Annotated in this window: 17 protein-coding genes; 8 read left to right on the forward strand and 9 right to left on the reverse strand. The window is 42.2% G+C overall.

Translation table 11 applies throughout. The annotated features are described in order from the left end of the window. Positions 1–78 precede the first annotated feature (78 nt). Both ACQ76V_RS00945 and ACQ76V_RS00950 read right to left on the reverse strand, forming a co-directional pair. On the reverse strand, positions 79–1,383 hold the full coding sequence (locus tag ACQ76V_RS00945; protein ID WP_440998588.1) for an ABC transporter permease: 1,305 nt from the start codon (positions 1,381–1,383) through the stop codon (positions 79–81). Between the two features lie 4 nt (positions 1,384–1,387). After that, positions 1,388–2,308, reverse strand: coding sequence for an ABC transporter ATP-binding protein (locus tag ACQ76V_RS00950; RefSeq protein ID WP_440998589.1), 921 nt, complete (start codon positions 2,306–2,308; stop codon positions 1,388–1,390). Positions 2,309–2,467: 159 nt separating this feature from the next. Between ACQ76V_RS00950 and ACQ76V_RS00955 the strand changes: the two genes are divergently transcribed. Next, a complete protein-coding gene (locus ACQ76V_RS00955; protein ID WP_440998590.1) occupies positions 2,468–3,907 on the forward strand; it encodes a glycogen synthase in 1,440 nt (479 codons plus the stop codon). Positions 3,908–3,934: 27 nt separating this feature from the next. Continuing rightward, on the forward strand, positions 3,935–5,206 hold the full coding sequence (locus tag ACQ76V_RS00960) for a glucose-1-phosphate adenylyltransferase (protein ID WP_440998591.1): 1,272 nt from the start codon (positions 3,935–3,937) through the stop codon (positions 5,204–5,206). 112 nt (positions 5,207–5,318) lie between these two features. On the opposite strand, the gene ACQ76V_RS00965 is transcribed toward ACQ76V_RS00960, so the two are convergent. Both ACQ76V_RS00965 and ACQ76V_RS00970 read right to left on the reverse strand, forming a co-directional pair. Continuing rightward, entirely contained in the window at positions 5,319–6,029 is a 711-nt protein-coding gene (locus ACQ76V_RS00965) for a ribonuclease H-like domain-containing protein (RefSeq protein WP_440998592.1), read from the reverse strand. 2 nt (positions 6,030–6,031) lie between these two features. Beyond that, positions 6,032–7,030 carry an asparaginase gene (locus ACQ76V_RS00970; RefSeq protein ID WP_440998593.1) on the reverse strand — a complete coding sequence of 333 codons (999 nt, stop codon included), beginning with the start codon at positions 7,028–7,030 and terminating at the stop codon, positions 6,032–6,034. A gap of 230 nt (positions 7,031–7,260) precedes the next feature. Between ACQ76V_RS00970 and ACQ76V_RS00975 the strand changes: the two genes are divergently transcribed. Continuing rightward, a complete protein-coding gene (locus tag ACQ76V_RS00975; RefSeq protein WP_440998594.1) occupies positions 7,261–9,387 on the forward strand; it encodes an elongation factor G in 2,127 nt (708 codons plus the stop codon). A 51-nt stretch (positions 9,388–9,438) separates the two neighbouring features. Here ACQ76V_RS00975 and ACQ76V_RS00980 read toward each other — a convergent pair whose 3' ends face one another. From ACQ76V_RS00980 to ACQ76V_RS00995, 4 genes are read right to left on the reverse strand one after another with little or no spacing between them, the layout of a single operon-like run. Further along, positions 9,439–10,932, reverse strand: a complete 1,494-nt coding sequence (locus ACQ76V_RS00980; RefSeq protein ID WP_440998595.1) for an OstA-like protein — start codon at positions 10,930–10,932, stop codon at positions 9,439–9,441. Next, a complete protein-coding gene (gene lptC / locus ACQ76V_RS00985) occupies positions 10,933–11,496 on the reverse strand; it encodes an LPS export ABC transporter periplasmic protein LptC (protein WP_440998596.1) in 564 nt (187 codons plus the stop codon). It abuts the gene before it with no gap. Continuing rightward, complete coding sequence (gene upp, locus ACQ76V_RS00990; protein WP_440998597.1) at positions 11,483–12,118, reverse strand: uracil phosphoribosyltransferase; 636 nt, start codon at positions 12,116–12,118, stop codon at positions 11,483–11,485. Before upp ends, lptC begins: the two co-directional genes overlap by 14 nt. 11 nt (positions 12,119–12,129) lie before the next feature. Next, positions 12,130–13,800, reverse strand: coding sequence for an alanine/glycine:cation symporter family protein (locus tag ACQ76V_RS00995; RefSeq protein WP_440998598.1), 1,671 nt, complete (start codon positions 13,798–13,800; stop codon positions 12,130–12,132). Positions 13,801–14,016: 216 nt separating this feature from the next. On the opposite strand from ACQ76V_RS00995, the gene ACQ76V_RS01000 reads away from it, so the two are divergent. Then, on the forward strand, positions 14,017–14,316 hold the full coding sequence (locus tag ACQ76V_RS01000) for an HU family DNA-binding protein (RefSeq protein ID WP_095605016.1): 300 nt from the start codon (positions 14,017–14,019) through the stop codon (positions 14,314–14,316). Between the two features lie 293 nt (positions 14,317–14,609). Here the strand turns inward: ACQ76V_RS01000 and ACQ76V_RS01005 are convergent, their stop codons facing one another. Beyond that, entirely contained in the window at positions 14,610–15,260 is a 651-nt protein-coding gene (locus ACQ76V_RS01005) for a hypothetical protein (RefSeq protein WP_440998599.1), read from the reverse strand. A 52-nt stretch (positions 15,261–15,312) separates the two neighbouring features. On the opposite strand from ACQ76V_RS01005, the gene ACQ76V_RS01010 reads away from it, so the two are divergent. Genes ACQ76V_RS01010 through ACQ76V_RS01025 form a run of 4 tightly spaced genes read left to right on the forward strand, consistent with a single transcriptional unit; the run spans position 15,313 to position 23,237 of the window. Then, a complete protein-coding gene (locus tag ACQ76V_RS01010; protein ID WP_440998600.1) occupies positions 15,313–16,902 on the forward strand; it encodes an NFACT RNA binding domain-containing protein in 1,590 nt (529 codons plus the stop codon). A gap of 2 nt (positions 16,903–16,904) precedes the next feature. Next, positions 16,905–17,465: a shikimate kinase gene (locus tag ACQ76V_RS01015; RefSeq protein WP_440998601.1), complete on the forward strand. Its 561-nt coding sequence runs from the start codon at positions 16,905–16,907 to the stop codon at positions 17,463–17,465. After that, positions 17,449–18,540 carry a 3-dehydroquinate synthase gene (gene aroB, locus ACQ76V_RS01020; RefSeq protein WP_440998602.1) on the forward strand — a complete coding sequence of 364 codons (1,092 nt, stop codon included), beginning with the start codon at positions 17,449–17,451 and terminating at the stop codon, positions 18,538–18,540. The genes ACQ76V_RS01015 and aroB overlap by 17 nt, the downstream gene beginning before the upstream one ends. A gap of 17 nt (positions 18,541–18,557) precedes the next feature. After that, a complete protein-coding gene (locus ACQ76V_RS01025; protein ID WP_440998603.1) occupies positions 18,558–23,237 on the forward strand; it encodes a hypothetical protein in 4,680 nt (1,559 codons plus the stop codon). Positions 23,238–23,280 lie beyond the last annotated feature (43 nt).

Consider the following 23,280-nt stretch of genomic DNA (forward strand, 5'->3'; position numbering starts at 1 on the left):
CCCCCCGGCATTAGCCTGAGAATGGTCGCGGCATTTTTTAATGGTGTATAAGATCCGGAGAGGGGTTCCCAGAATTTGCTATCCCTGCTTAATCCATTTCATGAGTTCTTTCCAGTTAGCACTTTTACCATAGCTTAATATACCTACGCTGTATATTTTAGCGCTCATCCACATAATTCCACTAAAAGTAGCAATCATCAACAGAATAGAAGAACCAATCTGCCAGAAGGGGACATCCGTGATGGCAATACGGGTAATCATGACGATAGGCGTACAAAACGGGATTAGTGAGCCAACCACGGATAATGTTCCGTCCGGATTTTCCATAGTCTGAAACATGATAAAATAGGCGATCATGATAGGTACCATAATGGGGAACATATACTGCTGGGTGTCAGCTTCAGAATCAACGGCTGATCCTATGGCTGCAAAAAGACCTGCATAAAGCAGATATCCAAGGATAAAAAAGATTGCAAAATAGATGATTAATGAAGTTTCAATAGTGGGTATGGTAAACACCGATGGATCAATACCCTGCGAAGCCTGAGCTGTTTGGGCTGCCTCGGGCATATTCGACATCTGTTCGGTTAAGAAGATACTGGCGATTGGACCCGCTGCTGCGGCAAGGCCCAGCAGAGAAACCACCCAGAAGGTCATTTGGGTAAGGGCCAAAGCACCGATACCGGCCAGTTTGCCGTATAGAAGTTCAATAGGTTTTACTGATGAGGCAATAACTTCAATAATTCGGTTGGTTTTTTCCTCAATAACGCTACGAGTAATTAATCCGCCATAGCCGGTTATTGATCCAAAAATGATGATCCCCATAAAAATACCGACAATCGTGAGAAATCCAGTATCATCTTCAGTTTCTTCCCCGGTATCGGTGAGCTTTGTAGTCGATATGGTGATACTACTTTCATAAATCTTTTGCACATCTTCGGATACATTTGCGCGGGCCAGCCGCTCATTGCGAATCACTTCGCGTAAATCTGTGCGCAGCGTATTTTGCAGTTTAAGTCCGCCGCTGCCGCTGGATACAAATTCAGGATTTTGTTGACCTTCAATATGCGATTCATTAAGAACGATAAAGCCGTCGATCTCTTCCTGTTGGACCAGGGTGCGCAGTGAGTCTTCGGTGAGATCAGATAAATTTTGATATCTGTCAGGGGCCATTTCTTGCAGTCGCGGATATAGGACTTCTGTTTGATCCGATATGCCAATTTTTTGTGGGGCATCAGAATCCCAGGCAGCAATCCCAACAATAATGCCAATAAAAGCGATCATCCCCAGAGGAATTAATATGGTAGCAAGGATAAAAGCTTTTGAACGGATGCGGGTCAGGTATTCCCGCTTGAGTACGAGTAAAATTTGACGCAAACTCATGTAATTAACTTAATTCTTTTGGATTAATATTATCTTCGCCAACAGTGGAGATAAAAATTTCGGTAAGTGAGGGTTCCACACGTTCAAAGGTATAAATTTGGGCATAGTTTATGGCTTTTTTGAGGATTTCCTGCATGGATTGCCCATCGAGTACCCGAATTTCAGCATAGTTCGCCGAGCGGTTGTTGATTCGTACCTCTTGTAATTCATCCAGAAACGAATCATCGCCCTCAAACTCGATATTGATAGTATTTTTTCCGTATCGCTGCTTTATTTTACGAAGATTACCATTTAATACCGCTTTGCCCTTATTGAATAGGCAGATGTCATCACACATTTGCTCTACCTGTTCCATTCGGTGCGTTGAAAAAAGGATCGTATTACCATTATCGCGCAGTTCAATGACGATCTCTTTAAGCATTTCGCTGTTGATAGGATCAAGACCGCTAAACGGTTCATCAAAAATATAGATGTCCGGATCATGGGCAATGGTCGCAATAAATTGAACTTTCTGAGACATTCCTTTTGAAAGCTCACCGACTTCTTTGTCAAACCAGTCGATGGCCTCAAAACGATCCAGCCAGTAGCGGGTTTTCTTTTTGGCTTCGTCGTGGGATAACCCTTTGAGCTGTGCCAGGTAAATAAGTTGTTCACCCACCTTCATCTTTTTATACAGTCCGCGCTCTTCTGGCATATAGCCGATCATGCTCTGTGTTTTTGAGCTCACGGGATAACCGTTAATCGTTACCGTACCGCTGTCGGCAATAAGAATGTGATTGATAATACGAATTGCTGTTGTTTTGCCAGCTCCATTGGGACCCAATAACCCAAATATGCGGCCTTTGGGAATTTCAAAGCTTACATTATCAACAGCTCGGGTATCCCCAAACGATTTCGAAATATTATTTACTTCAATTACTGCCATAAATGGATTTGATGATTATTTTTTACTGAAAGTAGGACAAAGTTACTTATAAAGAAAGATTTTGATTGACGCCTAAAGTTTTGATTCTTTCAACAAGAATAAATGAGTGCTTCCAATAAGGCAATGCTAATACGAATCACATTTTAAAGGGTTACATATATGAAAGTTTTCCATCTTAGTGCGGAATGTTATCCGGTTGCAAAAGTTGGAGGGTTGGCAGATGTCGTCGGAGCATTGCCCAAGTATCTGAATAAAGAATTGGCTGAGGCTTCTGTAGTGATGCCCAAGTATGCCAATGGATGGATGGCCAATCACAGTTTTGAGACGGTATTGCAGGGCTCTGCACCGTTAGGCGATTGGCAGTTTGAATTTACCATCGAACGAGAGTCCAAAGATACATTGGGTTTTCCCCTGTACCTGGTTGATATTCCCGGACGGTTCGATCGTCCCGGCATTTATACCGATGCTGATACTGGCAACAGTTATTGGGATGACTTTGAGCGTTTTGCCAGCTTCCAAATTGCAGTGTTGGATTGGATAAATGGGATGAAGCAGAAGCCCGATCTGCTGCATTGCCACGATCACCATACCGGGCTGGTACCATTTATGCTTACTCAGTGCTATCGTTATAATGACCTGAAACATATTCCCACAGCATTAACCGTGCATAATGCAGAATATCATGGCGCTTACGATCGGGGTAAGGCTCACCTGTTGCCTAATTTTGATGAGTATAACTTTGGCCTACTTGACTGGGACGGTAAATTAAATTGTCTTGCTGCCGGACTTAAAACCTGCTGGCAGATTACCACTGTTTCAGAGTCATATATGAAAGAGCTTTCCTATAACAGTAACGGCTTGGAATGGCTGTTCCAAGACGAACAACAGAAGTCACGCGGTATTATTAACGGGGTCGATACTAATGTTTGGGATCCCGACAACGATCCGATGATTGCTCATTCGTTTAACAAGCGCAAAACGGCGGCTGGTAAACGAAAAAATAAGAAAGTACTTTGCGAAAAATTTGGTTTGGATCCACAGTATCCCACCATATCCTTTATTGGACGCTTGGTTCATGAAAAGGGAGCCGATTTGCTGCCGGATCTTTTTCGTTCTTTTTTGGAGTCTGAGCAATCGGTGAATTTCATCGTACTGGGCACCGGTGATCGAGAGCTTCATCATCAGTTTGAGTCTATGAGTGATCGGTTCGTTGGTTATTTTGATGCTACGTTGGATTATAACGAACCGTTGGCGCATCAGATTTATGCCGGCAGTGATTTTATGATTATGCCTTCGCGCGTTGAGCCATGTGGGTTGAATCAAATGTATTGTATGCGTTATGGTACGGTACCAATTGTGCGCAATGTCGGTGGACTGAAAGATACGGTGGTCGATATTGGTAAGGATGATGGTTATGGATTTACATTTAACGATTTTACCTTTCATGCAGCCCACGATGCGGTGCAACGAGCGATCAATCTTTTTGAAGATGGACGGAAAATGGCAGGTATTCGTAAGAGAATTATGAATCTGGATTTTTCTTGGAATGCCTCGGCCAAAGAATATATTAAAATGTATACCGAGCTGATTAAACAATAGTCAATTTATAGAAAACTATATTTACATATGCGTAGAAAAGTAATTGCGGTTATATTAGGCGGTGGACAAGGGACTCGATTATTTCCACTAACGAAAATGCGGTCGAAGCCGGCCGTTCCGGTAGCCGGGAAGTATCGGTTAGTGGATATACCTATTTCAAACTGTATTAATTCTGGTGTTCGACGTATCTACGTGCTTACCCAGTTTAACTCTGCTTCGCTAAACAGACATATCAAAAATTCATACAATTTTGATGTGTTTAGCAGAGGTTTCGTCGATATTTTGGCTGCTGAGCAAACCCCTGACAGCAAAAACTGGTATCAGGGCACGGCCGATGCAGTGCGGCAGTCCATCCATCACATGGAAAACCACAGCCACGAGCATGTGTTGATTTTATCCGGGGATCAACTTTACCAAATGGATTATCGCAAGATGATGAAAAAGCATGAAGATAATAATGCTGATATTACCATTGGTACCATTCCGGTTGTTGCCGAAGATGCTACCGGTTTTGGAATTATGAAGACGAATAAAAATGGATTTATTGAAGACTTTGTTGAAAAGCCGGAATTTGATGAGCTGGACCAATGGAAGTCAGAAACCCCTGAAAAGTTTAAAAATGAGGGAAGGGAATATTTGGCATCGATGGGGATATACATCTTTAAAAAGGAGATCCTTAACGACTTGTTTGATGAATATGAAGATGCCACAGATTTCGGAAAAGAGATCATCCCCGAGGCTATCAAAGAAGATTATCAGGTACAAAGCTATGAGTTTGATGGTTACTGGACAGATATCGGGACGATAAAATCTTTCTTTGAAGCGAACCTGGCACTTACTGATGATCTACCCAAGTTTAACCTTTATGACAATGAGGATTTTATCTATACCCATGCCCGGATGCTTCCGGCCTCCAAATTGTCTGGAACAACCTTTGATCATTCGGTACTGGCTGAGGGCTGCTTGATTGAAGCCAGCCGCATTGAACGATCCGTCATTGGTATTCGATCACGAATAGGAAAGGGGACCACGATAGAGCACTCCATCATCATGGGGAATGATTTCTTCCAGTCTCAGGAAGAAATTGAGCAAAGTAGCGACGAAAATCCCCCCATGGGCATTGGGCAACGCTGTTTTATCAGTAATGCCATTGTCGACAAAAATGTTAAAATCGGAGATGATGTACGCATTGCCGGCGGTGACCATCTCGAAGATGGGGAATACGAACACTACCATGTGGTTGATGGCATTGTGATTGTACCCAAGGGGGAGGTCATCGAAGATGGAACGAAGATATAGCCATTCGTACTAAGTGATGAGTACTGAAAAAAATACGTTCAGTTTTTTTAAACTCGATCCGTTGCAATATTGCGGATCGAGTTATTTTTTTGTGATGAGATATCGTAAATGACTAATCACCGTTTTGAATTTCTTTAAGCTTACTCATCGCCCGGTCGTTGAGATTGTCAAACAGTTCTTTGTCAATATCGCCGACGGTGAATTTGAGATGGAGCCAAACTACGTAGGTCGCCATCACATCCTCGTAGCAATAATGCTCGATTTCAGCCAGTTTATCCTCCCGAAACATTTTGAGCACCTCATTCCCTTCGCCGGTCTGTTTAAAGGGGATGTCTATCAGGTAGCCCAAATGTTTGAGTTTTGGCCATGAACTTGCCCCATAATTACTGAACTCATCAAGGAGATCAACATTGTCGTTGCTGTATCGATATTTGATATCGTAATGGTTGAGGCGCTTGGGCATCTGTAACCCGTGCTTTAATGCACGATAGGTGAGTAGAGGGAGGTCAAAACCACGACCGTTATGATGTACCAAGCCAAAATCCTTGTAGGTGCTCAGAGCGTCAAATAGTTTTTTTAGTCCCTCTTCTTCATCAGTGCCGTGCCAGCCCACTTTCTTTTTTGGCATACCATTATTTTCGATCCACAATCCGACCCAAGAGATCATTTTATGATACATAGGCGGTAGAAATCCGGATGAGTTGCGTGCTAACTCTTCACTGGCCTGTATAAGTAATTCATCGTCATTGCTCTCGGGATTTTCAATGACCTTACGTACAAATTCAAAATCGGGGATGGTCTCAACATCAAAAACAAAAAACATAATTACTCCGTCATTTCTCCAACTAAATTCTTATTAAATTGCTCGGCTACAGCAGCATTATCCTCATGCTTGGCAAGAAGATACATTATTTTTGTGAGCGTTGCTTCGGTCGTCATATCTTTTGCGCTGAGGGCTCCCAGCTCAAGTGCTTTGCGTCCGCTTTCGTAATTGTTAAGCTCCACCGCATCATAGGCAGCTTGGGAGGTAATAATTAGAAGAATATCGTTACGCAGGCATTGTTCAAAAAAGGGTAGCAGGCTTTCCCTACCGTGGATGGGAAAGTTGCCGCTTCCAAACGCTTCGATAATGAGGGAGCGCGTATCCCTAAAGTTAATTTGATTTAAAAAATCGGGATTTAAGTTTGGATATATTTTTAGCAGAAAAGCCTGATCAGAAAAGTTGGTAGAGACATCCAGTGAATTTGAAGGAGTATGCACATGTTTACGGATATCAATATTGATTCCGATTTCTGCCAAAGGCGGGTAATTGGGGGACGCAAAGGCATCAAAATCACCGATACTCATTTTAGTAGCCCGATTGCCGCGGTATACAAAATCGTTGAAACAGATGGCCACTTCGGGCAACGGCATGGTTGCTATCTCAATAGCATTAATCAGGTTGCGGCGTGCATCGCTGCGGATATTACTCATGGGCACTTGGCTGCCGGTTAGAATAATGGGTTTGTCCAATCCCTGTAAAGCAAATGATAATGCAGATGCCGTATAAGCCATGGTATCGGTGCCGTGCAGAACTACAAAACCGTCATAATCTTCATACCTGTGGTGGATAAATGCTGCTAATTTCGCCCAGTGTTTTTTGTTGATGTCGGAGCTGTCCTCGAAAAAGAGTCGTTCCATTTTTATATCCGCAATTTTTGAAAGCTCCGGAATGGACTGATACATCAACTCAGTCCACTTCTGGGGATTCAGGGTCGGTTTTTGACCAGCGCTGGTATCCATGGCAATAGTACCGCCCGTCTGTATTAGTAAAATATTTTTCATGAATGGTAAAGGTTTAAATTTATTTGCGATTAATGTTACCAAATTTACCGCAAAGTATTGAGTTCAAATCTTTTTTTGCCTTACTTGTTGAAAGACAACGCAACGCACCGGAGTAAACAATGGTTGAAAAGGCTCTGTTACATATCAGCTTTCCTACAAATGACTGCTGCCATTGTATATTGACAGATTACTTTGGTGTTTCCCCTCATTCCAAAAAACGGAGGTAGCCTATGAATGTTTATAAGCCATCAAAAATTAGAAATGTTGTACTATTGGGACATGCCGGTTCGGGAAAAACGACCTTGGCAGAAACGATGCTGTTCGAATCGGGAAGTAAGAACCGACGGGGTTCCATAGAAGAAAAGAATACCTCGTCGGATTATCATGAAATTGAGCACGAAAAAGGAAAGTCGGTATTTTCCAGCCTGTTGAACCTTGATTGGAGAGGCAGTAAGATTAATCTCATCGATACGCCGGGCACAGCTGATTATATCGGAGAGGTGGTAGGGGCGCTTCGCGTGGCTGATACGGCTATTTTTTCTCTCAATGCAGAATACGGGGTGGAGGTTGGAACCGAGCTGCACTGGAAGTACACGGATCGATACAATATTCCGTCGCTTATTATTGTCAATAAACCGGATAACGAATATTCTGATTTTCAAAGAACGGTAGATATGGCCAAGGAGCGTTTTGGTCGCGGGGTGGTTGTGGTTCAATATCCCTATAGTGAGGGCGAAGATTTTCATGCTATTATTGATGTTTTGAAAATGACGATGTACGAATTTCCCGAAGATGGCGGCAAACCAGATAAATTGCCCATTCCGGATTCGCATAAAGCGCAGGCTGATTTATTGCATAATGAACTTGTTGAAGCAGTGGCCGAAAATGATGAAACGTTGCTGGATTTATACCTCGAACAGGGAGAACTCACGGAAAGCCAGATGCGAGAAGGCCTGCAAAAATCTTTATTGAACAGGGATATTTTCCCGCTCTTTTGCTGTTGTGCCAAGCGCAATATGGGTACCGGTCGTGTAATGGGATTTTTGGGCAATGTGGCTCCCAATCCACTGGAGGCAAATCCACCAAAATCGGTAGATGGAGAAGATGTTGCTTTGACGACTAATGGCGATCCACTATTGTTTGTCTGGAAAAACAGCTCGGAATCGCATGTGGGAGATATGCTCTATTTTAAATCATATGGTGGTACCGTTCAGCCGGGACAAGATCTTGTTAATCATAAAACGGGCAGTGGGGTACGACTGTCTGGACTCTATTGGGTGAATGGTCACAAACGTAAAGAAGCAGATCGTGTACCCACGGGTGATTTGGCAGCTGCCGTGAAACTGAAAAATACCGGTGTGAATGATACGCTGCATCCTAAAGGCGGTGAAGTCGAAATTGAGCCGATTCATTTTCCCGATCCGGTAATTCGTACCGCTATAAAATTAAAACAGGAAGGTGATGAAGATAAGCTGGGAAATGCGTTGCATCAGTTGCAGCGCGAAGATCCATCCATGCAGATTGAGCACAGTCAGGAGCTAAAGCAGGTGATTGTCCACGGACAGGGTGAGGAGCACTTGGCTGTTATCAAATATGCACTTGAAACACGATTTAACCTGAATCTGGAATATGTTCAGCCTAAAATTCCGTATCGCGAGACCATTACAAAGTCAGTAAGAACGGAATATAAACATAAGAAACAATCGGGTGGAGCGGGGCAATATGCTGCTGTATCATTGTTAATAGAGCCGCTTACCGACAATATGCCCGAGCATGATGATCTGAAAGTACGTGATACACAGGAAATTGATCTGGAGTGGGGGGGCAAGCTAATCTTTAGAAACTGCATTGTGGGTGGCGTTATCGATAATCGCTTTATGCCGGCAATCCTGAAAGGAATCATGGAGAAGATGGAAAATGGTCCGCTTAGCGACTGTCGCGTTCGGGATCTGCGCATTTCGGTATATGATGGTGATATGCATTCGGTCGACTCCAACGATGCGGCGTTCCGTACAGCGGGACTTATGGCTTTCAAACAGGGATTTATGGATGCTAAACCAAAGTTAATGGAGCCGGTCTACACGATTGAGGTTAACGTTCCTGCCGATTATATGGGGGATGTAATGAGTGATATTAGCACGCGGCGCGGACAGATTCTGGGCATGGATTCTGAGGGATCTATCCAGAAAATTAAAGCTCAGGTTCCACTCGAGGAGTTGGATCACTACGCTACACGCTTAAAATCCATAACCCAGGGTAGCGCTCGATACAGTCGGGAATTTTCTCATTACGATCAGGTGCCTCATGATATTCAACAGCGTGTTATGGAAAAAACAATGGAGATGCAGGAGGTATAAATCACTGAAAAATCAGGATACTTTTGAAGTGTCCTGATTTTCATTGCAGGATTAATCAGCGTTTTCTTTTTTTAACCACTTGCTGTTGGGATGATTGGCTTCCAAATGTTGAATATATCGAGCTGGTAATGCAAAAAAGAGTTCCTCGCGGATTGCTGGAAAGCGCTGCTCCATTTTTTCTTTTGGTTGTTGTGGTCGTTGTTCCGGATTCCAGCTGAACCCTTCGAGGCGGCGGGCTTTGGTCTTTTCGCTTTCCGGTAGATACGATCCGTTAACGGCCCCAATGGCTTTCATTCTCGACAATTCTCCCTCTTTAAAAAAGATGCGGATATTCGGAGCAGATAAATCTACAGCACCGTCGGGTTGGTCTTGGTCGTTTTTTGTAAATCTCAGAAGTTTAGAATTGCCAAATACATAAATTTCATGCAGTGCTCCTTCCATAAAATCCGCATGGAGAGTATCACCTGTAATTTGGTTTAAGCGATCTATACTTGTGTCTTGCTGTACTGAAAAGGGACGAGGATGAGAAATTAAGCTATCAATATCGCCATTAGTAATTTTTGCTCTGATGTAAGGTCCGGTTAGCTGCACTTGTTTATGCCATGATTTTGCATTCGACCATAGCTCAAACGTATCCGTGCTGTCGGAATATTTTGAAGTATCTGAAACGGATGAAAAAGAAGGAGACCAGATGCGAACGCTGTCATAACCAAACACTATGGTTGTGGTATCGATAAGAGTGCGTTGCTCTTTAGACAAAATGGTTTTGGCTCTGATATGTGTCGTATCAGCTTGGGCAGTGTCGGCGGTATCCTGTTTGAAACTTTTGAGCCAGGCGTTGCCTTCAAGGAGTCGACGACCGGTAGAATCGGCTTCAAGGTATTGGCCTTTAATCATGGAGTCGTTCTCACGATCATCCCCAAAAATATCGCCGTAGAGTTCGTAATATTTTGTTTCTCGATTGCTGAAAAGAGAATCTCCTTCGAGGTACTGAAGAGAATCAGAAAGCTGTACCTTGCCGTAAAACTTTGCACTATCGGCTTCGCGGTAGTAAAAGCCAGAGTCTGCTACCAGGGTTCCTCGCTGATCTTCGAGGCGAATCTCATTGAGAAAGTTGGCCACTTTGGTTGTAAATCGATAATCAACGCTATTCCCAAAGAGGGTAGTGCTGTCCGCTTCAATGATAACGCGTCCACGCAGTTGACTAAAATCGATATTGGTGTAATATCTGAGCGTGTCCGCCCAAATTTTTTCTTCGTCTGTATTGATTTGAATGTTACCAAAAGCGCGTATTTCATCTCTATTTACAAACTGATAGGCGCTGTCGCAGTACATCTCCATATTTTGGCTTTGCAGATGTACATTCCCCAGAATCTTTTGCACGCGTTCGTCTTGGTATTGCCCGCCTTGAATACTATCAGCCTCCAAGATATTAACCTGATTTTGAGCCAGTGCCTCTTGATTCCATCCAGCCAGCAGAACTGCTAAACAGGCAAGTAGCAGGATAAATATTGTATATAGTTTCTGGATGTTTTTCGGGTCCATTTAATTAACAATTACGCGTCCCTTTGGTTCTTTTATAGTATAGTCTACTAAGTCGGTATCACCTTCAAAGCCGGTACCGGCAATGCTGTCAGTCGGGGTTTTAATAATGACAAATTTGGGTGTACTGATATTATTGTTGGATTGATTCCATTTGAGATATTCGGAGTCAAGATAGCGATTATCTCTGGTTTCTACCTGTACATTCCCAAAGAGTTCAAAGATGGCATCTTCTGGTTTATATATTGCTCGGTCAGAAAATACCTTTGTCTTTACTGCTCCCAGCGAATCAAAAACGTGGACGGTAACCGGGCCTTTAATACGGGTTTCGTTTGTATTATTGGATGAATAAGTTGCTGCATATGAACCCCAAAGGCGGACTTTTTTTAAACCGTCTTCCATAATTTCCATATCTACATCCCAAGTTTCAGTGGAAGAGGTAAGCGAATCTTTTAACGCTTCGTCAACCTTTTGGGATTCTTCTTGTGATAGATCGCCACAAGAAGAAATGCCTACCATAATCAGCACGCATATGCAAAGCGAAATAAGCTTTTTATGTTGTTCCAAAATAGCGGTCACCTGCATCACCTAATCCGGGGACAATAAATGCATCTTCATTTAAGTGGTCGTCGATGGCTGCGGTTATGGTATGCACATTGGGATGTTCTTCTTCCATTTTTTGCAAGCCCTCGGGTGCACAAATTAACGATACAAACCGTAAATGTTGTGCTCCTTTGTCTTCTAAAAAAGAAAGTGCATCGTGGGCACTGCCCCCGGTGGCCAGCATTGGATCAACAACCAAAACCATATCATCTTCAACGCCGTTTGGAATATTGGAATAGTAGTCTTCCGGCTCATGAGTCGTCTCGTTTCGTTCCATGCCTAAATGTCCAACCCGCGCATCGGGAATAAACTGAAGCAGAGCATCAGAAAGGCTAAGGCCGGCACGTAATATCGGAACCACCATTACCCCTTGATCGATATCGTATCCGGTTGTTTTCTTGATCGGTGTTTCGACCTCAAAAGTGGTTTGCGGTAACTCCTTAAGCGCATGATAAGCCAGAATCATAGCAATACGCTTTATGGCTGACCTAAATTCAGAAATATTTGTATTGACATCCCGCAGTATCGTTAGATCTCTGTTGACTACGGGATGTTTTATAAGCGTGACATTTTCAAAATCAGACATAATGATTGTGATTATACATCTGGATTTTCAAAGTATTTCTTGGTGATTTTGTAAGCAACACCGGACAATGCAAATAGCGCAATAATGTTAAAGAAAGCCATCAGCCCCAGCATTACATCACCGAACGCCCATATTGTTGTGAGCGTAACCACGGCACCAAAAAAGTGCATACCTACAAAGGCCAAACGATACCAGAAAATAGATTCAAAGCCGAACAGGTATTGAGCGGCGCGATCACCATAGTAGCTCCAGCTAATGGAGGTCGAGATAGCAAACAGTAGTACTGCAAATGTTACCAGATATCCACCACCTGGAATAATAGGGGCTAATCCTCGTTCAAAAGCTGCTGAGGTTAGCGGAGCACCGTTTTGTACTACTCCACCATAAAGATTATTTAACTGGGTGCCATCAGAGGAGTAGACAGTTACACCACGGTACCCGTCTTCATTTTGTCGGGGGGCCAATTCAATACGACCGTTAAAAGGGGTGTTGTATGATACATCAGAAAACATTGTATCAACGGGTGCTTCGTAATGTGTCATTTCACCGTTGGTAGGAAGTCCATTTTCAAAATAAAGTACAGGAGCATCTCCTGCTTGTCCTGTGCCACCAGATGTTTGAGTGTACGTATAGGAAACGATATCTGCTGTAGGATCAACAGAAGATTTATGATGCATGTCCCAAGCACCGGTAGAAATAATTACCAGTCCGGTCATGGTACAGATGATAAGCGTATCGATAAAAGGTTCAAGTAGTGCAACAACCCCTTCGCGAACTGGTTGGTCGGTTTTGGCTGCTGAGTGAGCAATAGGAGCGGATCCCTGTCCCGCCTCGTTTGAGAATAATCCCCGCTGAACACCGTAGCTCAATGTAAAGATCAGGGCACCGGAACCGACCCCCAATGCACCGGCTGTTGGGTTAAAAGCATTACTGACGATAGCCACAAAGGATGGAATAACGTCTTCATAATTAATCAAAAGAATTATCAGGGCGCCCAATACATAAAGAATACCCATAAATGGAACCAGACGCGATGTTACTTTTCCAATACGCTTAATACCGCCAAGAACAACAGCAGCAACTAAACTGGCAGTGATAAGACCGGTAATCCAAACTGGGATTTGAAAGTCTGTTTTCATCACATCGGCAACGGTATTAGCCTGCACCGCATTACCGGTAAGGAAAGCACAAATGGCAGCTGAAATGGCAAATGCGACAGCCAGCCATTTCCAGTTTTCTCCAAGCCCTCTTTCTATATAATACATGGGCCCTCCGGAGACACTGCCATCGGGATTAGTTCCGCGATACTCTTGAGCTAACGTTACCTCGGTATATTTGATAGCCATTCCAAATAAAGCTGTTACCCACATCCAGAATAAAGCACCCGGACCGCCGTAGTGTATGGCAAGGGCTACACCTGCAATATTACCGATCCCCACTGTTGCCGACAAAGCCGTGGTAAGTGCTTGGAAGTGGTTAATATCACCCTCGTCCTCAGGGTCATCATAAAAGCCCGTTACAACTTTTAAACCATGGCCAAATCTCCGAATTTGTATAAAGCCCAAACGTACGGTAATGTAAATTCCGAAGGCCAACAAGATGACGACCATGGCGGGCATGGCTTCGGGGGTATTCCAGATAAGATCTACAAGCCAGCTTATAATTTGATCAAATGTCTCCATGTGTTAATAAATGTTCTTGGGTTATTTTTGAGAAACAATCAAGCGGAAGGTATAAAAAGATTTTCGAATTTTTTAAGTTTAATTGATAATCTACTATGACAAACCATTAAAAAACGTTAAAATGATATAGGTAAGTGCAATCGTCTTAATTGATTAAAGTACTTATATTTCGAAGGAACAACGGTTAATAGTGATTAGAAAAATGGGTGAGGCTCTATGACTAAAGCAGACATTGTAGACGTAATTGCATCTTCAACAGGACTTACAAAAGTTGAAACTGAGGCTGTTGTTAACGGTTTTATGGAAACAGTGATAGATGCAATGAAGCGTGGAGAACATATTGAGTTGAGAGGATTTGGGACATTTAAAGTCGTAAAACGTGCTCAACGGGTTGCTCGAAATCCCAAGACCAATGAGGAAGTGATAGTGCCGGAGCAATATGTGCCGGTGTTAAAAATGTCGAAAGATTTCAAAGAGGCTGTGAATGAGTCGGTTATGGAGGACGAGGGAGAATAGAATAGTTTTTTTTTTTGAGCCCAAATTTTTGGGTTTTATTTTAGAGATATCCGTAACTTAATTGGTTATTACAATTATCGGATGCCTGTGGTATCGACGAATTTTAAAAATTGAGGTGGTTATTATGCCAAGCGGAAAGAAAAGAAAACGATCAAAAATTGCTAAGCATAAGCGAAAAAAACGGTTACGTAAAAATCGACACAAGAAGAAATAGTGTCGATTATCTATAAGGCTAAAAAAGCCTTCAGATTATTCTGAGGGCTTTTTTTATAGTGATTCTATCCCGATAAATCTTATGCGGCCTGAGATTCCAGGGTTTGATCTGCAATTCGCAACACGCGGTTTGCTTTAACAAGCAGTTCTTGCAGGCATCGACTCACAAAATCATGCACATCATTAAGGCTGTTCATATCTTCAAAGGTATATTGAAAGTAGGATATCAGGTTAACTGCTGACAAATATTTTCCACTTTCAGAACCCTCAACTTCAATGTGCCAGCGTGTAATAATATCGTCATCGGACAGCAATTCGTTAACCTCCTTACTGATTTGCTCCATCCATTGGCTGGCATCTTCTAACCGATGGTGACCATTATGGGCCGCCAGCGTAGAATGAGGGGCCTTTTCATTAAACAGCCAAGTGATTTCGATATCAATGGCCGGTGAAATGTTAGTGCTAACCATGTTGTCTTCCTGTAAAAAGGGATGTTCTTCCATTCCTTTTAACTCCTTGGCCAACACCGTTTCACGAAACCGATCCCAATCAAAATTAATCGATAGTGCTTTTAGGAAATCGGATTTGGGTTTGAGATCAAATTCTATTTCCAGTCCCGTCGCATTTATTCTATCTTCATTCCAAGTGCGAAAGGTATTGATAGTAAAGTCTCTCTTATTTAAGTCACTTTCTATCCGGTTTACTACAGAGTTGAATATCGGATATGTCATTCGTTCAACCTATTAAGTTCAAAATTTGTATTTCAGAACGTCTCTTTAAAGCATGAATAACTTTTACACGCTAATATATTTAAACCGTGAGATAAAAGAAAAAATCCAGGATGCATTTTTTAGTTTTGCAATTTCCCCCCACAAAGATGTGCTCCATATATATATTGACAGGGATGATGAAACTTCGCGACTGATATTTAGTGCCAACCCTAAAGAGACAGCCCTATTTTTGGATTTTTATCGTCCCCCCAAAAAAAGTAATGTCATTGATTTTTTTGATCCGCTTGAGGGTAAACAGATTACCAATATGACATTGGCTGAAAAAGATCGCTTGGTAACAATTTATTTTGAGACCGGACAGCAGTTGCTTTTTAAGCTTTTTAGTGGAAATCCCAATGTGTTTTTGGTTGAGAATGATGTGATTGTTGATGCGTTTAAGAATCCAGAAGAAGTAAAAGGACAAAAACCTCCTAAGCCCGAAGCACCCATTTTTTTGGATGAGGTAAGCCCACGCCGATCGGCCAAAAATCAGATGACGGAAGTAAATCCACTGCTGCCACGAAATTTGTTACCGTATTTGATTGATGAGCATAATGTGGCAGATATGGAACCCGATGAAGTAAAGAAGTTTACTAATAAAGTTACACGGGCATTGCTTGATGATCCCAATCCCCGGGTGCTAAAGACCGGTGATTTTTGCTTGTGGTCGAAAGAATGGCTGGATATTGTCAGTGAAAAAGAGTGTGAAGAAGTGAATGATTGCGTGGCGTTTGCCTATAAAAATGCCGTGCATCTGCGTAGGCTGCATGAAAAAAAAGAGGATATTTTGCAGTTTTTAGAGCGAAGTAAATCCCAAAAAGAAAGTTTGATTGCCCAGCTGCAACAGGCTGATAAAAGTTTAGAGCGAGCTGAACAATATGAGAAATATGGGCATCTGTTGATGGCGCATGCTCACGAGACGGTTAACGAGGGGACTACTGAAATTACCATTGAGGATTTCTATGAAGGCAACGAAGAGATTACGATCCCGCTGAAAAAAGAGAAATCAATCTCCGATAATGCTGAGTATTATTACGAGAAGTCCAAAGATGCCAAGAAATCATATCAGAATGCCAAGCAGCGTTTGCCCAAGGTAAAGGAGGAACTTGAACAAGTGAATAAGCTGTTAGGTGAACTCGAGGCAATAGAACACTTACCAGATCTCAACAGCTGGATTAAGGATCATAAGAGGCAGCTTGAGGATTTTGGTTTTGGCAGTGGAGATGATAAGCAGGCTACTTCGCCATTTCGTAAATTCAAGGAGGGGAAATTTGAAATATGGATTGGAAAAAGTGCAAAAAGTAATGATCAGTTAACCAGTCACGCCCATAAAGAGGATATTTGGCTTCACGCTCGTGGTGTGGGCGGCTCACATGTTGTTATCCGCATGGGCAACCGGAAGGATTTTCCCCCGCAGCAAGTTTTGTTGAAAGCGGCAAGCTATGCAGCTTATTTTTCGAAGGCTCGAGGCATGAAATCGGCTCCCGTAATGTACACTAAAGTTAAGTATGTCCGTAAGCCGAAAGGGGCCGCACCGGGAGCAGTAGTTGTGGAACGTGAACAAGTAGAAATGGTACCCCCGATGAAACCCCAAAATGCATAACAATGATTTCTAATTTACCGAAACGTATTTTTCTTAGTGGATTTATGGGCGCTGGTAAATCGGTAATCGGTAAGTCATTAGCGCGGCAATTAGATTTGGCTTTTTTAGATTTGGATGAAAAAATCGAAGAACAAGTTGGACAATCCATTCCCAAGTTGTTTGAGGAGTCCGGTGAATCGACTTTTCGGACAGCTGAGCGACGTGCATTACTGGAAGTGATCCGGAATTTCGAGGGTGTAGTATCGCTTGGGGGAGGGAGTTTGCAAAATCAGCACATGCTCGACCACGTTAAATTAAATGGATTGCTTGTTTTTATAGAGACACCGATTTCTGTTATTTTAGACCGCATCTCGCAGGACGAAAACCGTCCACTTCTTTTAGATGAGCAGGGAAATCCCAAGAGTAAAAAACAGCTAAAAAATGAATTGACCGCATTGTATGAAGAACGACTCACTCTGTATCAGCAAGCGGTAATCAAAGTGGAAAATGATGGACAGCAGAGCGTTGAAGAAATTGTAGAAATGCTATTGAAAAAGATTAAAAATCATGTCGAATATTATTGATGTGCACATTTCGCTGCAACAACAATATCAAATTACTATTGGGCAGCAGTTAACTGAATCCTTTAAAGCATATTGCGAAGCACATTACAATCGAAGTAACATTTTTGTTCTCATTGATGAGAATGTTAACCGTTTGCATCGGGATAGGGTAGAAAAGTTGGTTCAGGATTTCAGAAGTATTCATTTTATTGAAATTCCGGAGGGAGAATCTTCGAAATCAGTTCGGGTATGGGACAATCTTGTTAATGAGATATTGGAAACAGGCATAGAACGATCAACACCGATTTTAGCTGTAGGAGGCGGGGTAACGGGTGACTTAGCGGGATTCGTTGCAGCAACAGTGCTTCGGGGTGTTCCACTTATCCACATGCCGACTACACTTTTGGCGATGGTGGATAGTTCTATTGGCGGCAAGACAGGCGTTAATCACAGCACGGGTAAAAATTTGATTGGTAGTTTTTATCAGCCGCATGCCGTATTTTCGGATATCGCATTTTTGGAAACACTCGAACAAAAAGAGTGGATTACTGGAATGGCAGAAATATTGAAATATGCTGCCATTCGGAATCCGGAACTTTTTAATGAGATGGAAGAGCTGATTCATCAACCGTTAACCCCCAGGCAGCGATGGGTTCAAGTTGTTGAAGAAAGTGCCCGAATTAAATCTGACATTGTAGAAGAAGACGCCCATGAGGCCGGAAAAAGAGCGTATTTGAATTTTGGTCATACTTTTGGTCACGCTCTCGAGAAGGTGTCAGGGTATGGGGAGGTTACCCATGGCGAAGCCGTTTTTGTGGGGATGATTGCGGCCTCTCATTTGTCGCAAGAGTTGGGACATCCGGTAAGCGATGCACGTTTTTCTCCTTTTCTATCGTTGTATAAAAAACAAATTTCGTCGCTTTCCGTAAATATCGAAGAACTTTTGGAGGCCATGAAATCTGACAAAAAAGTAAAAAACAATACTATTCGTTTAGTGTTGTTGAATGAATGGGGATCGCCGTATCTTTATAATTGTAAAGACCTTTCGCTGCTTAGGCAGAGTTGGGAATATGCTTTAGATAAATTTAATGATTAACTCTTTCGCAGGTACTTGTGTTTTATCGCTGGTTACATAAAAGCTGGAAATACTTCTGGAGAATAGTCTTTGTACTATTAATCATCGCTACCGTTTTATCGGGAATTGTGATTGGTGTTTTACAGCTTGACGTGGCTAAAAATTATCTTGCCGACCGCATAGTGCGACAGATAGAAGATACTTACAAAGCAGAATTAAATATCAGGGATGTCGATGGCTTTCTTCCGTTCGAAATAAGTTTGTATGATGTTACATTACTGCGCACTGACGATGCTGATACTGATACCTTGGCCTCCATCGAGCAGCTTGACAGTGAAATTGATGTGTGGGGATTACTGCAAAATAAATTGACCATTGTGGGCTTTTCGTTGGAGTCGCCGGAGATTAATCTTCGATCAGATGAGAGGGGTAAATTGGTGTTGCTTGAACGCAGGGTCGACGCTAAAAAGCGCCAGGCGGTAAATGATGATACCTGGTTGAGTAGAATTGAAATAATTGCTCCCAGTGTAAGCATAAAAAATGGACACGTTCACTTAAAAGCCGAAACGGATAAACATCAAATTGGGAATTTGCCCTCTTCTTTTTCGCTGAGGAATATTAATGCTTCGGTCTTTGTGGATTGGAGTGAAAAACAGCGTTACCTGGACATCGAGTCTTTTTTCGCAGAGTCAGAAAATTTACAGGTCGAAAATATTTCTGCATCCGGACAACTTTATAATGATCACCGATTTCTGGAGTTTAATTCATTTTATTTAACATTGGGTAATTCCCGGTTCGTTTTTAATGGAGAAGTTGATGGAGTAAATATTTTAGAGCCTGATGTGACAGATCAACTTAAAGCGGCTCGGTATGATCTTGATGTACGTTCCAATGAAATCCATCTGCAGGATCTCGCAGATTTTATGGATAATACCCCAGAACTTGAAAAACCATTGAGCCTGGATTTCAGAACTGAAGGATCGGCAGATTCTCTATGGATTGACCGTGCTGAACTTGGGATTGGCGATAGTTTTGTAAATTTGAATGGGTCTGTAAAGAATGTTATTGACCCGCAAAACCTTTTTTATCGATTTCGTTTTGAAGGGATAAATCTCCGAAATGAAGATCTTGCACAACTTTTGGATTCGCTTGCAATTCCTAATAATAAAGAACTTCAAAGTTTAACCGTTTCGGGTCAGGCTACTGGTAGTTTGCAGAAGGTGCAAGGTGATTTTTCCCTATCGAGTACTCTTGGAACGCTTGAAGTTGAGGTGGAAACGCAGCTTGTAGCCCCCTTTAGCTATAATGGTTCTCTTACAGGAAAGGGATTGGATATTGCTCCCTTTTTTGCTGAAAGCGTAGACACGACTGCACTTAATTTTAATGCTCAGATTACAGGCAGAGAGTTTTCGTTGAAGAAAGCAGCCTCGGATCTAAATATAACCTTTACGAATAGCAGAATTGGGACTCATGAATTTGAGCAGTTCGCTCTTGCTGCTTCACTGGGCAATCAAATTTTAAATCAAAATTACGAATATCGTAATAATGATGAATTTCTGCAGGGTTCCGCATCCATAAATTTTAGATCAAAGGATCCGGCATTGGCCATTAAAGGGAATGCCGAAAACATTAATTTAGCGAATTTTTTGCCCCGTAATTCGGTTTCTCAAACTGCTCTTAATTTTGATTATAGTGTAGAGACGCAGGGAATTGATCCCGAACGTATTCAGGGCCGGGCGAATCTTGATATAGCCACTTCGGTTATTGCTGGTGATACAGTACGTGCCCATCAGCTCTATATGGATTTAAATGCACCGGATGCTTCGAACCGCCAGTTTAGACTCACCAGCTCTCTGGTTGATGTGAGCATTAGTGGAGAGGTAACTCCTTCTGATGTGATTTCGCAAACAAAATTTTGGAGCTCATATCTTAAAAGTAGGTTCAATTCCGAAATAGCAATGACTCAGCCAATTTCTGCTGATTCTTTTAATGGTTCTCCACAAGATAAGAATGTGGTTGTGGATGGTGATATTCAAATAAAGGATTTGGGATTGATTAAAAAATATCTCCCATCATTTCCCACGATTTATGCCGAGTCGGATGTTGCTTTTAATGTAAATACAGACGGTACGCGATTGCTTCTGTCAGCAGAAATGACATCGGATACCTTGGCTTATAATGATTTCAATTTTGGCAATGCCAATACTCAATTTACTGCCAGCTTTAGGAGTGATCGAACGCTGAGTGAATTTTCTTCGATAGACTGGGAAGCCAATATATCAAGACTGGAAACGGAGTCAGTTGATTTAGATTCAGTTGTTTTTGACCTGTCTATAAAGCAGGATTCTGTTTCTTTAACCCAGCATATAGGTGCCATATCAAACGATGCGCAATTTGATATGGCAGTACAATCACAAATTTCTGATTCAGTGATTACTATATCGATACAAGAATTTTTTCTGGGAAATCAGTTATATGCGTGGGTTGACGAACGAACCCCGCAACTGCGGTACCATCGCAATGGAGAGGTAGATTTTGATGAGTTTAGCTTTCGGAACCGGAATGAGTACTTCAGATTACAGGGCAAGCTAAGCCCCAACCGCAGTGATTCGTTGATTTATACGCTGCGTGATATAAACCTGAAGCGGATATCGGATCTGGTTAAAGGAAAAATTGATTTTGCAGGAGTACTTAATGGCAGCTTAATTACCAAATCCCTTACGAGCCAGCCGACAATACAGGGTAATCTTAACGTAAACCGGTTAAGGTTAAATAACCGTATGGTTGGGGATGTACATTTTAACAGTGAATATAATCAAGACTTACAACGGTTTGATACGCATGTTGATATTTTAACTGACAGCACGAAGTATCAGGATTATCTTGAATCAAATGATGGAATAGGGCAGGATATTCGGTTGGATGGATATTTTGTTACTCCCGACCCGTCGGTCCGACAAGATACCGTATACTACTTCGACGCCAATTTTGAGCAGGTAGATCTATGGTTTTTAGCGGTAATTGCTGATAATGTTTTTGCAGAGGTCGAGGGGCAAGCTTCGGGGTCGGGTTATATTACCGGCAACTTAGAGAATTATGATTTTGCTTCCCAATTTGAAACGAAGAACGTATTTGCACGTCCAGAATTTTTAAATACCAATTACTTTTTAAGCGGCCCGGTACAATTCAATAAGGGGGGAGGGGTGATCCTTGATTCGTTAAATGTGATGGATACCAAGGGAGGCACGGGAACAGTTTGGGGCACCGTAGATCTTAATGATTTTGATCCTATCACCTATCTTGATTTAGCGCTGGATATGAACCAGTTACAGTTTCTTAATAATAAGATGAATCCGGATGTGCCATTTTATGGCAATGTATCAGGTTCGGGGCTTGTAAGGCTTTCGGGGTCAAACACTGATATGTTTCTGCGCACAGAAAATCCTGTAGAGATAACCAGCGACTCTGAGGTTTCCATTCCACTACTCGAAGAGACAGAACTGCAGGAGAGTGGAAAGTTTATTCGCTTTGTAGATTCTTTTGATGAGGTGAATAAAAAGTCGGAAACGGCTATTCAGCGTACTGCCCAACAGTCTGAACGATCCGAAGAGGCGTTAGAACAGGCTCTTGAAGAGATGACATTTAGCGAGCGTTTTGACCTGGATCTGCGATTTAATGCATCTGAAAACCTAAGAGTTAATCTTATCTTCGATCCCGTAACGGGAGAAGTGCTTACCGCGCAAGGAACCGGGCAACTTCGCATCACAATGCAAGACCAAGACGTACAGATGTTTGGTCAATACAATATCAATGCTGGAAACTATCAGTTTGTAACAGGAGAAATTATTAGTCGTCGTCTGCAGTTGGAATCCGGCGGTACGATCGTTTGGGAAGGCCCTCCCGATAATGCCCGGTTGAATATCAGTGCGGTTTACAATGCGCGTCCCAATGTATCAACATTGCTGAATGGGGAGGGAGGGAATGACCCAAATCAGAATGGTAGCCAACAGGTACCGGTAGACCTTATTGTTGAAATAAACGGAACACTTAATAGTGTTGAAAATAATTACTATTTTAGACTCCCTTCTACGATGGAGCTTTCCTCAAATTCAACTTTGCAATATACACTTAACCAAATCAACCGAGACGAACAGCAAAAACTGTTGCAGGCCACCAGTATTCTTTTTACGGGGCAGTTTATCCCCACCCAAGGTATGGGCAGCGGTACTGCAACGCTAAGTCAAAATCTAACTCGTGGATCTACGTATTTGAATCCACTGCTATCAAGCCAGGTAAGTTCGTTGTTATCTAATCAAATAAATACCTTACTTAATAGTGATGTAAGTCGTCTGGATATTGATTTCAACTTGAATGCTTATAACGAAGTGGACTTGGGTATTGCATTGCGCTTGTATAATGATCGGTTAATTTTACGGCGTGAGGGACAAATAACAGGTGGTGGCACGCAAAGTACGCCGGGTGATCGTATTGGTGATTTAAATGCTACATACCGCATCAGAAAAGGATTATCGTTGACAGCCTTTCATCGGCAAGATCAAGCTTTGAGTAATGTTCAGGGGCCTCAAGCCGGTGATGTAACACCGTATGTAGATGGATTGGGGATTGAATCGCAGGTACAGTTTAATACTTGGCGGGAATTGATAAATCGAATTAAAGGGATTTTTGGGATAAACAAAGATTCCGAAAACAGTGAATAGTAAATTTATGTTGCTGAAATAAATGCAACGCGGAAAAGAAATA

The organism is Fodinibius sp. SL11 (genome assembly GCF_052060035.1).
Classification (GTDB): domain Bacteria; phylum Bacteroidota; class Rhodothermia; order Balneolales; family Balneolaceae; genus Fodinibius.